The organism is Spirosoma endbachense (assembly GCF_010233585.1).
Lineage (GTDB): Bacteria > Bacteroidota > Bacteroidia > Cytophagales > Spirosomataceae > Spirosoma > Spirosoma endbachense.
Window position 1 is genome coordinate 3,605,724 of the sequence record NZ_CP045997.1, and the last position, 15,176, is coordinate 3,620,899.

Genomic DNA, 15,176 nt, shown 5'->3' on the forward strand with positions numbered 1-15,176 from the left:
GTTTTAATTTAGTCAATTGTGTACGAAAATTGTATAGCTATGACTGACAACGAGGGGAAAGAAGAAACAAGGCGAGAGGAGCAGCAAGACCTTGAACACCAGCAGAAAGAACTTTTCCAGGAACTCTCACGGGAGCAAACAGAAGCTGAGAACGCTTTAGAAGCAGATCAGGAACGGTCAGCAAATGCAAAGTCGCAAGATGAGAGCGATGAGTAACAACGTACAAAAAATCCAGTAGTGAAATAGTATATCACTACTGGATTTTTCCCAACCCGGTTCTATAACTACTGTGGCTGCGGTCCGCTGTCACACAATACAAAGCTTTATGAGCATGAAAGCTGCTTTTGTAGGGTTAACGTTTGTCTCCATTCCAGGGGTTATATGAGTTTCCAGTGAAGTAGGCCTGTGAAAACGGGTAAACGTTACTTCACGTAATGTGCATCACCGGGGTATCAGATAGCCAGACAATGTCGAATTACTGGTTACCCGTTTTAAGTTAGCTATTTATGAACTGAATTATTCTGCCGTTGTCGGATCGATAATCGCTGAGACCTTACTGACGACATTGGCCGGAAATCCGCCTTGTTTTGCATGTTCCCGAATCAGGGCTTCGTCAGGCGCATTGTAAACACAATAGATTTTATCCGTCGTGACGTAGCTTTCTACCCACTGAATTTCAGGACCCATCGCTCTTAGAACATCACAAGAGGTTTGTGAAATCCCTTTCAATTCGTCGGGGGTTAAGTTTCCTGCTCCTGGGATTTCTCGTTCAATAACATACTTAGGCATAGTCGTTCGGGTTTAAAGTTGTAAGGAGTATAAGAAGATAGCCAACTGGTAAGCTGACTTCGAAAGGCAACCGGATATTTTTAAACAAATGGTCTGAATTCGGCCCACTTGAAAATCAAGGCAGAGGCATTATCAGGATGACAGTCAGCTCCGGCTGAGTAACGCCGATCATACTGTCCTTCCTGCGAAGCGGGTGATTGGGTAACTAGTTACTGCCCAATGATCATCTGGCTAATAGGAATTGATACGAACTTCGGTAGCCGAGCCCCGAATGAATCCGTCCCTGGTTATAAAATTCTCTGAATCGATTCATCGTTCCATTGCTTATAGCAGAGGCAACCACAGCTCCAAAAGACGACTTATCTGTTTGTATAAATTGACAAAAACATCCATCATCTAGTCGCGAGAAAACGATAACAATTGTTAAGAGCCCGATTATTTCCGGTTTTTTATTCGGCTGAGTGAAACGGGTGTAATGCCTAATATAATGGGAAGCGCTAAAATCGTGATTCCCTGCTGAAGTGGGTATAGCTAAACCTGTTTTGACTACAACAACCATAGATTTGGCTACGTCGATTTTTTTGTGGCTGCTGAATTTTGCAGAAACAAAAAAATAGAAAAATGAAAATCATAGTGACGGGTTCATTAGGACACATCAGCAAGCCACTGACCGAAGAATTGGTGCAAAAAGGACATGCTGTAACGGTTATCAGCAGCAAGCCCGAAAAACAAAAAGACATTGACGCATTGGGTGCCAAAGCAGCCATCGGCTCGCTGGAAGATGTCGATTTTCTTACAACCACTTTTACTGGTGCAGATGCCGTCTATACAATGGTACCACCAGCCAACTACTTCGATCATACCCTCGATTTGACGGCGTATTATCGCAGAATCGGTACTAACTATGCACAAGCCATCGGGCAGTCGGGCCTAAAGCGTGTGGTTAATCTCAGTAGCGTTGGGGCTCATTTAGACAAAGGCAACGGGATTTTAATTGGTGCTCACGATGTAGAGCAAATTTTAAACAACCAATTGCCTGACCTAGCGATTACGCATATGCGGCCTGTTGGCTTCTATTACAATTTGTATGGCTTCGTGCCGATGATAAAACAGCAGGGCTTTATCGAGGCAAATTATGGGGCAGAAGAAGAACTGGTATGGGTTTCTCCAATCGATATTGCTGCCGCCATTGCTGAAGAATTCGAAACACCACTGGTTGGCACAAAGGTACGGTATGTGGTAAGCGATGAACTTACCGGCAATGAAACGGCCCGAATTTTAGGGGCGGCTATCGGGAAGCCGGATTTGACATGGATACTTATTCCTGGTGAACAATGGCAGCGTGGTTTAGAAGCGGCCGGGATGAATCCGCGCATCGCTGCCGGTTTGATTGCCATGTTTGCAAGCCAGCATAGTGGCTTATTAACCGAGGATTATTACCGCAATAAACCAGCGATTATGGGCAACGTAAAGCTGACGGATTTTGCCAAGGAATTTGCTGCCTCGTTTAAACAAGAATAAGTATATTGTAACATGGTAACCAAACAACTTCACAGGATTAAAACGATAAGCGAATATCATCGGCTCAGGGAATTACCCAAACCCGAACATCCGTTAATCAGTTTGATCGATTATGGATCGATCAAACATTCGCCCGAAAATAATCCGGTAAGCTGGGTATTCGATTTTTATTCGATCTCGCTTAAACGGGATTTCAATGCTAAAATGAAATATGGTCAGCAGGAATATGACTTCGATGAGGGTATCATGTTTTTCATATCACCCGGTCAGGTTTTTAGCATTGAGGTTAATAAAGAGCCCGCATTAAAACATTCAGGATGGATTTTACTCATCCATCCTGATTTTTTATGGAATACCCCTTTGGCAAAAGCCATAAAGCAATACGAATATTTCGATTACTCGGCTAACGAAGCTTTACATCTTTCAGAGAAAGAAGAAACAATTATTGTCGATATTATGCAAAATATCGGGCAGGAATATCACTCAACTATTGACAGATTCAGCCAGAACATTATTATCGCTCAACTGGAATTATTGCTCTCTTATTCGGAGCGATTTTATCATCGCCAATTCATAACACGAAAAATTACGAACCACAGCATCCTCAATCGCCTGGAAAATATTCTTACTGCTTATTTTAATAGTGATTCATTGGTAAACAAAGGCTTACCAACTGTTCACTATATTGCCGAATTATTAAATGTTTCACCCAATTATTTAAGTGGGCTACTTAAAGTATTAACGGGGCAAAGTACCCAGCAGCACATCCACGACAAGTTGATTGAAAAGGCAAAAGAAAAACTGTCTACTACCGATTTATCAATTAGCGAAATCGCCTTTGAATTAGGATTTGAACATTCACAGTCATTCAGCAAACTATTCAAGATAAAAACCAATGTGTCGCCGTTGGAATTCAGACAGTCATTCAATTAAAAAACCTAGCACCCTAAAAGCAGCAATCGATTTCAAGCAAATGTTCTCAAGTAATAATCGGCAAACCAATTATGGGTGAATGGCAAGGGCATACGAACGGGGAGAATGGGGCAAAATCTTTAGGAATCTGATATTTTTAGGCCTTTCGCATAGAGCCGTGACACGGTTTTGAACCGTGTCACGGCTCTATGCGAAAGGCCTAACTTTTATAAATCGATCTTATCGGGTACAGGCGAAGGTTTATTAACTTCTCGCTTTTGTTCATTGGCCGTCTGCTGATTCACGAAATCCGGTGACTGAATGCTATAGGCAAACCGGGTATCCCGTCTGCTTATTTTATAGATAAACGGTTTATTATCAATCTGAACAATAAGCTGATAGGAGTCATACGGCAGGGCTGATAAATCCAGCTTTCGCATGTATTTATTGTGATTGGTAAACTCCTCGTAGACCTCCCTATTATGTTGATCAGACACCAGAATTTTATAGCGCAATCGGTCGGGATTATCCACAATAAGATACAGCTTACCCGTCGGATTGACGTAGGCATGGACTCGATAAGCCGCCATTGTCGACGAGTAATAGTGAGATGTATTCGACCGTACAGCTACCTGGGATGGAACTGGTTCTACCAGTGTCGGAGGTAAGGGTTCTGTTTTGATTCGGTCTGCCAGGAGTTGATTCGCCAGAAGCTGCGCTAATAACTGGTCGAACTGTTTCTGATTTTTCCGGCTGAGTTTGACCCACTTTTCAGGTAGGATTTCTTCATAAAGGAGCTGCTTATTCAGTCCAAAAAACTGAATAAGTGTGCTTCGGGTAGCCGCCTGTGTTTTAAGCCGCCAATAACCCCGATCTGGATCGGTTCCGGCTGCGATTTCCGGAGTTGTCTGGTCAATCTGAGCGTATCCTGTCTGGGTCAGCATCAGTAACATAAAAACAGGAAGCCACACAAAACAGGTCCGGCTGAAACCTGAAACAAAGCAGGCGGGATTGGCAAGCAATTGGCGTGAACTGATTCGATGGAGTAGCATAGCAAGGAGTTGTTTAACAAACACACTAGTCAAGGTTGTATTAATAGTAGCAAAGCAATTGACTATTTCCGTAAGCGTAAGCGATTTTAGACGTACGACTCGACAGCCCCTTCACATGACAGCTTATGCTCACTCAGCGCAGTTGGTCGAGAAAATCCGTTGTTGGTCGAGGGCTTCCACTGTTGAGGAGCTTACAGACGTTGTTGAGCTAATTAGCTGGTTTCAAATTAGGAGAGAACGTAAATTTACTCTTTCCCAGTGAAACACATTATGGACAATGGCCCGTTTTAGTATGCTTAAGCCTTACCGGGAAATAGGGGCGCAAGGGCTTTTCTGGCTAGGTTACTTCCTGTTCGAATGGCTCAATACCGGAGCCTACATGGATGACTTCCAGCAAAGCCTTTGTTACATTACATTGAATTTACCGCTGCTAATAGTTGCAGGCTACTGGCATCTTCTCATTACGGTCCGTCACTTTCTGTTGTCGAATCGACTGACTGGCTTTTGGATTAGTTTGATCGGCGGCTTACTGGTTTTCGGCCTGTTCCGGCGCGCCATCAGTTATACCTGGTACTATCCCGTCTATTATCCGGAAGGCTTGCTTAAACCTTACTTGTACTGGCCTAAAATTCTGGCCGAAGCCGTGCAATTGCATTTAGTGGTTGCCCTCTTTGTGGCGGTGAATCTGGTCCGGCATGCGCTTCACCAGCAGCAGTTAAGCGAGACCTACCGAAGAGAAAAACTCTCGGCCGAATACCGTCTTCTCCAATCGCAGGTCCAGCCCCATTTCTTGTTCAATACGCTCAATAACCTGATCTCGGTTTCTTTGCATCAACCGGCCCAGATGCCGCACTTACTGCAACGATTGGCCGGATTACTCAGCTACCAACTGCATGAAAGCCACCGCCCAACCGTAGCGATCACCAAAGAACTAGCGTATTTGACGGACTATATTTCGCTGGAACAAATTCGCTATAGAGATCGCCTGGATGTACAGACGAATTTTAGTGAGCTCACCAATCTGACGAATCTGATGATTCCACCGATGCTGCTGTTGCCCTTTGTGGAGAATGCCTTTAAGCATGGGGCCGCTCAAACCGAAGAAGCCTGCTGGATTCAATTGCAGCTCTCGCGAAGTGGTAAGCGCCTGATTTTTTCGGCCGAAAACTCGATACCCGATGGAGTGTCCAGCCCGGTAACAACGGGTTTAGGGTTAACCAACCTAAGAAAAAGACTGGACATTCTCTTTCCCGACAGCTATGAATTAGTTACACTCCAGGAGGACAGCCAGTTTCTGGCCGTCCTGAAATTTAATGTAGACTGATGGCGATTCGTTGTTTTGTGCTGGATGATGAACCCCTGGCAACTGATTTATTGAAAGATTACATCAGTCGGTTGCCTGATCTGGAACTGATTGGTGTTTCCAACAGTCCAACGCAAGCCTTACGAACGTTGCAGCAAATGCCGGTCGATGTGCTTTTTCTGGACATTCAGATGCCCCGGCTGAGTGGATTCGATTTACTGCGTCCATTGGGCTATCGGCCGAAAGTAATCTTTACGACGGCTTTTCGGGAGTATGCGCTCGACAGCTATGAATTTGACGTGCTGGATTTTCTGGTAAAACCCATTTCGTTCGAGCGGTTTCTCCAGTCAGTGGGAAAAATTTACCGATTTTCGCCAGCGGTCCCCATCCTACCAGAATCGCCGGAGCCGATTAAAGCCAGCAAAGACTATCAGTATTTCAAGGTTAACAAAGAGATGGTCAAACTCTTTCTGGAGGATATTTTATGGATTGAAGGGCTGAAGGATTACGTAAAGATTCACACCGTGTCGGGCACGCTGGTATCTTATCTGCGAATCAGTTATCTGGAAGAGAAATTGCCTCCGGATCGGTTTGCCCGGATTCATAAATCGTTTATTGTAGCACTGGACCATATTCAGGCCGTCAGCGCAACGTATATTCGGATCAACAATGAAGAAATTCCTATTGGGCGAATCTATAAAGCCAAGCTGGAGGAAGTACTCCAGCGGGATTGATCCAGGTCCTTTGTTTTAAATAAGCCTACTATAATTTGGCGCCGGGCTTCGTATGTTTGTCTAGTCCATTACTAGATAACCTCTAATTCACCTTAAATAAGCACAAGATCCGAACAAAAATGAAAAACAGTATTCTACTAACCCTGGCGGGCACCTCGCTAACGTTAGCATCCTTTGGCCAAACGACGACTGATACCAGAAATTCTCTTCCTCCCGTAGAAACCAAGGAACCAAATTCAGCCTATAAATCTGCATTTCCAGGCCAAACCAGAATTGCAGGGGTAAAATCAGCTACCAATTACGAAGGGAAAGTATTGACAGAAGCGCTTAAGAGTCCCTGGGGCATTACGAGCCTGCCAGATGGGAGACTGCTCATTACAGAAAAAGAAGGCACGATGCGCATCGTCACGCCAGCGGGTAAAGTAGGAGAAGCCATTACTGGCATTCCGAAGGTTAATCCCTCCGGCCAGGGCGGACTTCTGGGTGTTCGGGTTGATCCAGCTTTTGAGACAAACCGAATGGTATACTGGGTGTTTTCGGAACCCCTTCCTGAGGGAAATCTGACGGCGGTTGCCAAGGGAAAATTGTCGGCAGATGAAAAAAAGATTGAAGGAGCAACGGTCATTTATGAGGCAAAACCAGCTTATAAAGGTAATCTGCATTACGGCGGCCGGATTCTGATCGATAAAGATGGCAATCTGCTGATTAGCACTGGAGAGCGTTCGGATAAAGTAACACGCCCACAGGCTCAGTCGCTCAATTCGGGTCTGGGAAAAGTCATCCGAATTACCAAAGAAGGTAAACCCGCTCCCGGCAATCCATTTACAGGCCAGGCGGGAGCTAGACCAGAGTTGTATTCCTATGGGCATCGGAACGTTCAAAGCCTTGCTTTTGATCCAGCAACGGGCGATCTGTGGGAAGCTGAATTCGGTCCGAGAGGGGGTGATGAACTCAATCATATTAAACCCGGCAAGAATTATGGCTGGCCGACCATTACCTACGGGATCGAATATAGTGGTGAAAAAGTGGGCGATGCCATTCAGCAAAAAGAAGGACTTGAACAACCCGTTTATTATTGGGATCCGGTCGTATCGCCCAGTGGTATGACGTTCTACAATAGTGACCACATTCCTGAATGGAAGAACAACCTTTTTATTGGGACGCTGAGCGGGATGCACATCCTGCGGCTTATCATTAAAAATGATAAAGTAGTGGGCGAAGAACGATTATTGTCGGCTGATTTTCAGCGTTTTCGTGATATCACTCAGGGTAAGGATGGTGCCTTGTATGCCATTACAGACCAGGGTCGGTTATATCGAGTCGATAAAAAATAACGTCGGTCTAAAGCCTTGCAAATCATGGCTAGCAGTTTGACACCGTTTAGCGGGTAGTAGCATGAAGTCAGGTTGATTCGTGTGAGGGCAGGTTCTTCAACCTGCCCTCTGCCGTTTTGAGAAACGCCACGGCGAACCATCGCATCGGCGAATCGTCCTTGTCCTGTCGGTTTTGAGAAACCGCACCGTGTCAGTTTTAAGAAACTGACACCACATCGACTGCTTTTCAGCCGAATTCACGGATCAATAAGGCAAGAAATAGTTTTGAGTAGAAGTGCCTTGTCGGCCGAAGATTTCGCGAGCGCCAGGGCTTTTTCGTACTGTGTTAATGCTTTGTTATTATCGAGGTTGGTATACAGATTTCCCAGCAATGAATAATAAAAATAATTATCCGTGAGCTTTAGTTTTTCGGCTTCACGTATCGCTTCCTGTTTTCCGTTGGTCTTAGCCAGAGCAAATGTCCGGTTTAAGGCTGCAATAGGCGAGTATTCTAAAATGAGTAGGTGATTATAGAGTTGCAATATATTTTCCCACTTTTCAGGGGTATCCTCTTTATGAGTATGCCAATAAGCAATGCCTGCTTCCAAATGATACGTTGATAGTTTTGTACCGGTGGAAGCCTGGTTTAAATAATAGGTGCCCTGGTCAATCAGATCCTGATTCCAGAGGGTTTCGTCCTGATCCTGATACAGAATAATTTCACCCTGTTCATTGGTTCGTGCTTCAAAGCGGGATGCATGAAAACACATCAAGGCAAACAACGCATTAACGACAGGCTTAGCCGTGGTTTCATTCTCGACCAGCAAATGCGTTAAACGCATGGCTTCTGCGCACAGATCTTTACGCAGGGGAATGTTTTGAGACGTTGAGTAATATCCTTCGGAGAACAATAAATACAAGGTTGTCAAAACCGTTTCCAGTCGGTCATTTATTTCAGATAAAGTTGGTTGTTGAATCTTTATCTGACTTTCTTTCAGTTTTTCCTTCGCCCGGTTTACGCGTTTATAAATGACTTCTTTCGTCGTTAAAAAGGCGTCGGCTATTTCCTGAATGCCAAATCCACAAAGCAAATTGAGTGCAAGGGCAATTTGTGACTCATTGGAAATACAAGGATTGCAAACCGTAAAGATCATAGCCAACTGGCTGTCGGCAATATTTTTAGTGGACAAGTCAAGATCAATCTCTTCACCCTGGGGTGCATTATAGTTCAGTTCGGCAGCAAGTTTCTGTTCAAAAAGTGTATTCCGTTTTAGGTAATTCCTGGTTTTATTTTTCGCCACGGTATAGAGCCAGCCTGTAGGATTTTCGGGCAATCCTTTCAGACTCCACGATTCAGTGGCCGAAAGAAATGTATCACTAACAATATCTTCAGCTTGCTCAATATGTTCAATACCAAATAAATAGCAAAGCACGGATACCAGTTTTCGGTACTCTGTTCTAAATAGTTGGGGCAATAGTTCGTTCGCTTCCATACCAACTGGACAACTGTCTGTTTACGAAAAGACAGTTGTCTGTTTAAGTCAATCCATTATGCCGTTGGCATTGCCATTCGCACTTCTACAACGGCACCCCATTTTAAAACGGGGCAGCCTTTTGCAATTTCGACCGCTTCGTCATAATCCGATGCCCGAATCAAAAACAGTCCCCCAACCGATTCTTTAATTTCAGCATAAGGTCCATTTAGTACGGTACTGTTTTGTTTTATAACCCGGCCGCCCAGATCCCATCGTTGGGGTGGATTAACCAGTTTGTTTTGAGCCGCAATACCACCGATCCAATCCTGAAACGGTTTGATGGAAGCTTGCATCTGCTCTGGTGATGGCGTGGCGTCTTTACTGGTCAGATCTCTATGGATTACTAATAGGAATTCGTTCATGTCGTGGTTTTTTAGCGATAGGAATTAATTAAAAAGTCTTGTCAAACAGGAAAGATATAAACCGGGCTAACATATAATTTACGATCGATTCGGCAAACGATACGTTCACCCGGTTTTATCAGTTTATGTCTTCACCAAAGATTGGCTTAACCAGCCACCATCCCGGATTGTTCCGATGCGTGGGTTATCCTAAGTGATTGATCGTTTAGCGCTACACCAAAGAGAGTGCACATGTGTCGGTGATCAGCTAGCGGGTAGCCTGAGTTCCGCTCAAAATTCGGGCAATACCACCAATCACCCAAATTGTCCGACTTGATAAGTACCCGGCGTATTGGGGAAGGCAAGGTTAATGCGGTTCCAGGAGTTGATGCTGGCAATAGCAAGCGTCAGATCGATCAGTTCTTCCTCAGAAAATTGTTCGTTGGCCTGACTGTACACCTCATCAGGTACATGACACTGGTTTACGGCTTCTGCCCAGGCTAATGCCGCTCTTTCCCGGTCGGTGTAATAGGGCGTTTCTCGCCAGGCGCTTAAACCATACAACCGTTGTTCGGTTTCGCCTTTGGCCCGTGCATCTTTGTAGTGCATATCGAGGCAGTAAGCACAACCATTCAGTTGCGATACCCGGAAATAGACCAGTTCTCTAAGCGCGGGCTCAAGGGGTGATTTTTTCAAGTAAACACCCATACCATAAAGTGTTTTCAGGGCATTTTGCCCTTTTTCGTGGACGTTCAGTCGCTGTTCCATTTCGTTGAAAATTCAAATTGTAAAAACCAATGACAATCGAGTTTTCAGGATTGGACAAAGTAGCTAAACTTTTTTTCGGTGTGATTGATAATTGGTTTAAGATGTACCTAACGATCTCAGGGCTTTCGCTTCGAGCCGTGCCACGGTTACTGATGATAGATAAGCGAAATCCCTCTATCTAAACGAAACGTCTCCTGTTCATTAACTGTACGTTAATGAACAGGAGACTCAGCAAGGCTCCTTGTAGAGACATTGTAATTAGCCCTATTCAAATTTTAAGTGTTTCACCGAATCCCCGGACGATTCGAGCTCAAGCAGGGCATCAATCCCAATTTCGAGGTGTTTGTTAACGAATTGTCCGGTTACACGTTTGTCACTTTCTTCTGTTTTAACCCCTTCTGGCACGAGCGGGTTGTCAGAAACCAGCAGTAACGCTCCGTGTGGGATGGAATTTACGAAACCAACGGTAAAAATAGTGGCCGTTTCCATGTCGATAGCCATCGTCCGAATTTCGCGCAGGTAGTTTTTAAACTCCTCATCGTGTTCCCAAATACGCCGGTTGGTCGTATAAACCGTACCAGTCCAGTAATCCAGCTCGTATTTTTTTATGGTTGACGAAACCGCGCGCTGCAACCGGAACGACGGTAGTGCCGGAATTTCGGGTCGCATGTAGTCGTTGCTGGTTCCATCACCCCGAATGGCTGCAATGGGCAGAATCAGATCGCCAATCTGCGTTTTTTTAAGACCACCGCATTTTCCTAAAAACAAAACGGCCTTCGGTTCAACCGCCGACAACAGGTCCATAACCGTTGCCGCCATGGGGCTACCCATCCCGAAATTAATGATCGTGATGTTATTGGCCGTTGCCGTCTGCATAGCTCGCCCCATACCAAATATCTCTACGTTAAATTTCTGAGCAAACAGATCGACGTAATTGATAAAATTGGTCAGCAAAATATACTCACCGAATTGTTCGATTGGAGTGCCCGTATAACGTGGCAACCAGTTCTGGACTATTTCTTCTTTGGTCTTCATCCTAGTAAACGTGAATGAGTGAAACCGGTGCGCCGGGCCGAAGCAAAAGCAATGATAAAAAGAATAAATCTTTTACTCATTCACTCTTCCGCCTTTTATATTTGGAACATGGTTACGCTGAACCTGCCTGATTTTGATTGCAAAACTAAACAAGTCGACGGGAAACCGTATATTTTCGATTTGTTGCGCCGAAAGTATGTCCGGTTGTCGCCCGAAGAATGGGTACGGCAACATATCGTCAACCTGCTTCTTACGCATTATAGCTACCCCAAAGCATTGATTCGTACCGAAGGTGGATTGACGCTGAACATGACCCAAAAACGCACCGATGTGGTGGCCTTCGATCGACAGGGGCAGCCCTTTCTGGTCGTTGAATGTAAAGCTCCCCATATTCCTCTGACCCAGGCCGTATTTGACCAGGTTGCCCGGTACAATCACGTTCACAATGCTCCTTATCTGGTTATTACGAATGGGCTAACGCATTACTGCTGCGGCATCGATTATACGACATCTGAAGTCCGGTTTCTGGATGATTTTCCGGCATTTGTATAAATTGCCGCACATCGCCCACTGGCTTTTTTGTAGGCTCCGCTACGATTCTGTTCCTGAATGCCACAAAAAATCCCCGACACTATGAGCATCGGGGATTTTCAGGATTAAACCGTTTCAGCTTATTTTACAAAGCTCTACTGAGGTTCAGTTTAAACAGGGTCGGTCTAATGCCGATCTGAATTTATTTGGCAGCAACAACTTTGATTTCTACCGTGAAATCATCGTAGATAGCTTTATCACCAATATTTTCGAAGAACGATTTCGAACCATAACGAATGTCATATTTCGTGCGGTCGAGCGTTGCTTTACCACTGGCTTCAATACCATTGGCGGTTGTTTTAACCGTTGCCGGGAAGGTAACAGCGTTAGAAATGCCTTTGATGGTCATGTTACCCGTGATGTCATATGCGTCACCACCTTTTGGCGTTACTTTCGTGATTTTGAACGTTGACGTCGGGTATTTCGCTGTGTTGAAGAAATCTTCAGACTTCATGTGCCCGATGAATTTGGCATTGTAGCCAGCATCGGTCAGGTCGGTACAAACGATGCTGTTCATATCAAATGTGAACGTTCCGCCCGTCAGTTTACCACCATCTATTGCCAACGAACCATCCGTTAATTTAACCGTTCCAGAGTGTTCGCCTGTTACCTTCTTACCATTCCAGTTTAAACCACTTTTCTGTGTATCTACTTTAAATGTAGATACCTTTTTTGGGCCAACAAAAGCCGATGTTCCAGCCATTACTGCTACAGCTACCAGCCCTACTAAAAATTGACGCGTTTTCATTCTACTTGTTTTGTTTATTGGTTGTATATTAAATTGAAATTGATGCAACTTATGCCCGCAATTTGTCGAGCAACTGGCTGAGATAGACAGCCTCTTCTTCTGTAAGCTTACTACGATGGTTTTCGTCCAGATCAGCCTGGTGGATATCCAATCGTTTGAGCAATGACAGCCCTTTGTCTGTAATGACAACATCGACTGCCCGTCGGTCGCTCGGGCATTCGGTTCTTAACACGAACTTCTTAGCGACCAGTTTGTCTACCAACCGTGATGCGTTCGACATTTTGTCGAGCATCCGTTCGGTAATGTCACTTACTTTCACCGGGTTAGGATACTGCCCGCGTAATATCCGCAGGACATTGTACTGTTGCAAGGTTAACCCGAATGGTTTTAACACGCGCATCTGAGCATCGGCTACCCAGTTGCTGGTATACATCAGGTTGACCATTACCCGATGATATGGCGTCTTAAACGGCGTGGTTTGTTTGATGTCGGTTTCTATTGACATGGTGCAAATATAATGCAACAACATTTAATGTATCAACATTATATACAATTTTATTAGTTCCCTACCGGTAGGGAATAAGTTGAGGAGCTGATAAATCGAAGTCTCTGAAGCGTAAAACGGGTATTCCCTCGAAGGCAAATCGAAATGGATAGGCATTATTCGGGATATTTGGATAATAAGCTAATCTAATTTGAAAACTGTTGAATGTCAAGTTTTCGTTTCGTAATCGAAATCCGATACCATACCCCTGATAAATAGGTCCGCGAAGAAGAGATCGCTCCTGAAAGCTGACCAGCCCTAAGTTTGCGAATGAAATAAAGGCAACCCGAAACCCAACCAGATTCAGTTTCGAGAACAGAATGTTTTCATAATTAATCAACCAGCGATTTGTTCCGCGCAAGGCATCATTGTTGATTCCTATTCCGTCGGTATTGATACCACTTCCGCTACTGCTATTCAGGGTAATGTATTCGTTATCAAATCGATCAATACCGACGGTGAACCGGCTGTTGAAAAAGTGGCGCATATTCCCCCACTTGGTAGTCATGAGCGGACTAAAATAATTTCCTTCCAACGAGAATACACCCTGTTCAATTCGTTGGTTACGGGTATAACCTCCTAGGCTGGCCAACGCATAGAGGTAGCCCGCCTTATTGAGGTATTTGCCCTGTGAGAAATTCAAACCGGCATACTTTCGTGGCCCTAGCTCTGCATTGTCGAATCCAACAACAACTGATATGGCCTCACCGACAGGAACGTCTTCCGTACGACCAAATCCATAAATCAGCACGTCACGAACGTATTTCCGCCGGGAGTATCCTATCGTAAAGAGCGTTGTGCGACTATCCTGGTAAAGCTGATTTGTATCGGCCGTAACCGTCGGCCGCTCAAAATATTCATAATTGGTATTGCGAATGGCCAAAACCAGCCTCGATCGACCCTTCCCTTCGGCGTCATTCGGACTATAGAAAATTCGAAATGATCGGCCGATCCAGATATCAGAATAGTTATAACTCAGTGGCACCAGCAGCACACTGTCATTTCGGGCAACCAGCCGGTTGTTTACCCGTGTATGGTTCACTTCAATCGACCCGGCATATTTGGTATCCGGCGTCAGAAACGGGCGGTATAAACGAAACGCGATCTGTTTGAGATCACGTAAATAAATAAAATCAGCCTGAGCGGTAAGGAATGTTTTACCAATAAACGGCACGGTGTATCGGCCCTGATATTCAATTTTCTGGCGTGGGTCGGCCCCGGAATACGCCACCTGAGCATGGAGCTGATGACCAAGTCCCCGGAAGTTATTCTGTTCAAATCCCAGACTGAACTGGTTTAGCGACCCAACACCACCGGTAGGCAGAAGCGACCAAACATCCTGTGTGATTACGTATACATCCACAAATTGTCGGCTTCCCGGCCGCGGCAATACCAAAATACGGGCATCGTGGAAAATTGATGTTGTGCGCAACAGTCGCTCATTATCGCGCAATATGGTCGGATCTAATGCATCACCTTCTTTAAACAGCAAATACGATCGGCGAATAATATTCTCGCGCGTGTTGGTGTGCAGTCGATTACCGGTTCGTTCTACCCAGTTACCGGGCTGTCGAAGCGTATCATAAACCGACTGGCCAAATACGCCTAACCGGCGAATGTAAATATCCCCAATGATCCGCCCTTCAAAGGGCTTAAATGGATTTACTTCGATCTGACTAACTTCCCCCGTTCTGGCCTGACTGTTATAAACATCCTGAAAAACCAGATCATACAGTTGGCGCGTCATCCGATGTTTATACATTTTCGCTTTCAGCCGATTGTAAAACATGCTGTCGCGCTGCATCAGGGCAGTGTCAATTATTGCCGGTGAGATCTTCGTCGCCAGTGAATCGTTCGTCTTTTTCGACACATAGCGCGTCGAGTCATTCTGTCCATAAGCGCCTATTCCTAGTAATGCCACACACCATACCACCCAATGGCTTGGCATACGCAGTAACAGGTTCAGATAGGAGCGGTTCACTGTAACTTT

The 15,176-nt window shown here is 45.0% G+C and carries 16 protein-coding genes; 7 read left to right on the forward strand and 9 right to left on the reverse strand.

Annotated elements, in window-relative coordinates:
• Nucleotides 1–39 precede the first annotated feature (39 nt).
• Nucleotides 40–216, forward strand: a complete 177-nt coding sequence (locus GJR95_RS14365; protein WP_162386521.1) for a hypothetical protein — start codon at nucleotides 40–42, stop codon at nucleotides 214–216.
• Between the two features lie 300 nt (nucleotides 217–516).
• On the opposite strand, the gene GJR95_RS14370 is transcribed toward GJR95_RS14365, so the two are convergent.
• Complete coding sequence (locus tag GJR95_RS14370) at nucleotides 517–789, reverse strand: DUF4242 domain-containing protein (protein WP_162386522.1); 273 nt, start codon at nucleotides 787–789, stop codon at nucleotides 517–519.
• A gap of 597 nt (nucleotides 790–1,386) precedes the next feature.
• On the opposite strand from GJR95_RS14370, the gene GJR95_RS14375 reads away from it, so the two are divergent.
• Both GJR95_RS14375 and GJR95_RS14380 read left to right on the forward strand, forming a co-directional pair.
• On the forward strand, nucleotides 1,387–2,310 hold the full coding sequence (locus tag GJR95_RS14375; protein ID WP_317167060.1) for an NmrA family NAD(P)-binding protein: 924 nt from the start codon (nucleotides 1,387–1,389) through the stop codon (nucleotides 2,308–2,310).
• Nucleotides 2,311–2,322: 12 nt separating this feature from the next.
• Entirely contained in the window at nucleotides 2,323–3,243 is a 921-nt protein-coding gene (locus GJR95_RS14380) for a helix-turn-helix domain-containing protein (protein ID WP_162386523.1), read from the forward strand.
• A 206-nt stretch (nucleotides 3,244–3,449) separates the two neighbouring features.
• On the opposite strand, the gene GJR95_RS14385 is transcribed toward GJR95_RS14380, so the two are convergent.
• Nucleotides 3,450–4,274 (reverse strand): hypothetical protein, encoded by an 825-nt coding sequence (locus GJR95_RS14385; protein ID WP_162386524.1) that lies wholly within the window; start codon nucleotides 4,272–4,274, stop codon nucleotides 3,450–3,452.
• A 277-nt stretch (nucleotides 4,275–4,551) separates the two neighbouring features.
• Between GJR95_RS14385 and GJR95_RS14390 the strand changes: the two genes are divergently transcribed.
• From GJR95_RS14390 to GJR95_RS14400, 3 genes are all read left to right on the forward strand, one after another.
• Nucleotides 4,552–5,598 (forward strand): sensor histidine kinase, encoded by a 1,047-nt coding sequence (locus GJR95_RS14390; RefSeq protein ID WP_162386525.1) that lies wholly within the window; start codon nucleotides 4,552–4,554, stop codon nucleotides 5,596–5,598.
• Complete coding sequence (locus tag GJR95_RS14395) at nucleotides 5,598–6,311, forward strand: LytR/AlgR family response regulator transcription factor (RefSeq protein ID WP_162386526.1); 714 nt, start codon at nucleotides 5,598–5,600, stop codon at nucleotides 6,309–6,311. The genes GJR95_RS14390 and GJR95_RS14395 overlap by 1 nt, the downstream gene beginning before the upstream one ends.
• 119 nt (nucleotides 6,312–6,430) lie before the next feature.
• Entirely contained in the window at nucleotides 6,431–7,645 is a 1,215-nt protein-coding gene (locus GJR95_RS14400; protein ID WP_162386527.1) for a PQQ-dependent sugar dehydrogenase, read from the forward strand.
• A gap of 236 nt (nucleotides 7,646–7,881) precedes the next feature.
• Here GJR95_RS14400 and GJR95_RS14405 read toward each other — a convergent pair whose 3' ends face one another.
• The 4 genes from GJR95_RS14405 to GJR95_RS14420 form a co-directional block, all read right to left on the reverse strand.
• On the reverse strand, nucleotides 7,882–9,117 hold the full coding sequence (locus GJR95_RS14405) for an RNA polymerase sigma factor (RefSeq protein WP_162386528.1): 1,236 nt from the start codon (nucleotides 9,115–9,117) through the stop codon (nucleotides 7,882–7,884).
• Nucleotides 9,118–9,173: 56 nt separating this feature from the next.
• Nucleotides 9,174–9,521, reverse strand: a complete 348-nt coding sequence (locus GJR95_RS14410; RefSeq protein ID WP_162386529.1) for a YciI family protein — start codon at nucleotides 9,519–9,521, stop codon at nucleotides 9,174–9,176.
• 294 nt (nucleotides 9,522–9,815) lie between these two features.
• Nucleotides 9,816–10,268: a carboxymuconolactone decarboxylase family protein gene (locus tag GJR95_RS14415; protein WP_162386530.1), complete on the reverse strand. Its 453-nt coding sequence runs from the start codon at nucleotides 10,266–10,268 to the stop codon at nucleotides 9,816–9,818.
• Nucleotides 10,269–10,532: 264 nt separating this feature from the next.
• A complete protein-coding gene (locus tag GJR95_RS14420) occupies nucleotides 10,533–11,303 on the reverse strand; it encodes an AMP nucleosidase (protein WP_162386531.1) in 771 nt (256 codons plus the stop codon).
• 108 nt (nucleotides 11,304–11,411) lie between these two features.
• On the opposite strand from GJR95_RS14420, the gene GJR95_RS14425 reads away from it, so the two are divergent.
• Nucleotides 11,412–11,855 carry a type I restriction enzyme HsdR N-terminal domain-containing protein gene (locus tag GJR95_RS14425; protein ID WP_162386532.1) on the forward strand — a complete coding sequence of 148 codons (444 nt, stop codon included), beginning with the start codon at nucleotides 11,412–11,414 and terminating at the stop codon, nucleotides 11,853–11,855.
• 181 nt (nucleotides 11,856–12,036) lie between these two features.
• Here GJR95_RS14425 and GJR95_RS14430 read toward each other — a convergent pair whose 3' ends face one another.
• The 3 genes from GJR95_RS14430 to GJR95_RS14440 form a co-directional block, all read right to left on the reverse strand.
• Entirely contained in the window at nucleotides 12,037–12,642 is a 606-nt protein-coding gene (locus GJR95_RS14430; protein WP_162386533.1) for a YceI family protein, read from the reverse strand.
• Nucleotides 12,643–12,691: 49 nt separating this feature from the next.
• Complete coding sequence (locus GJR95_RS14435; RefSeq protein WP_162386534.1) at nucleotides 12,692–13,147, reverse strand: MarR family winged helix-turn-helix transcriptional regulator; 456 nt, start codon at nucleotides 13,145–13,147, stop codon at nucleotides 12,692–12,694.
• 61 nt (nucleotides 13,148–13,208) lie between these two features.
• Nucleotides 13,209–15,134: a BamA/TamA family outer membrane protein gene (locus GJR95_RS14440; protein ID WP_162391710.1), complete on the reverse strand. Its 1,926-nt coding sequence runs from the start codon at nucleotides 15,132–15,134 to the stop codon at nucleotides 13,209–13,211.
• Nucleotides 15,135–15,176: the final 42 nt, after the last annotated feature.